Raw genomic sequence first — 518 nt, forward strand, 5'->3', positions numbered from 1 at the left:
AGACAGGCGACATCCAGGTGGCGATCCCCACCGGGACCGGCACGATGCAGGAAACCCTCGACGCCCTGAACTCGCGAAATTCCGGCGTGGGTCTCTACGGCTCGTTCGCGCTCGGCTCGAAGGGCGAACTGACGTTCACCCCAAACGGCGCCAATCCCGTCAACCTGTCGGTTGTCGAGGATCTGACCCAGCGCGGCGTGGGCGGTCCCTCCCTGAGCCAGCTGTTCGGCGTGGGCATGAGCGAACGCAGCACGCGCGGCGGCGTCTATTCAGTGGACCCGGCGATCGACGCCAATCCCACCAAGCTGCCCTTCGCCAAGCTGGACCTGACCGCCGGGGCCGGCGTGGCCGCCCTGGCTGTCGGCGACGGCCGCGGCGCCCTGGCCCTGGCCAAGGCCGGCGACACCATCGCCAGCTTCGCCAACGCCGGCGACACGGCCGGCTCCAAGAAGAGCGTCCTGAGCTACGGCGCCGACTTCAGCGGCTCGATCGCCCGCAAGGCGGCCTCGGCCACCAGC

Annotated in this window: 1 pseudogene; it reads left to right on the forward strand. The window is 70.1% G+C overall.

What is annotated here, in order from left to right:
* Positions 1-17: 17 nt before the first annotated feature.
* Positions 18-518, forward strand: a pseudogene (locus J7528_RS24165) (flagellar hook-associated protein FlgK); the annotation flags it as partial.

The sequence above is a fragment of the Caulobacter sp. genome, assembly GCF_017744445.1.
Lineage (GTDB): Bacteria > Pseudomonadota > Alphaproteobacteria > Caulobacterales > Caulobacteraceae > Caulobacter.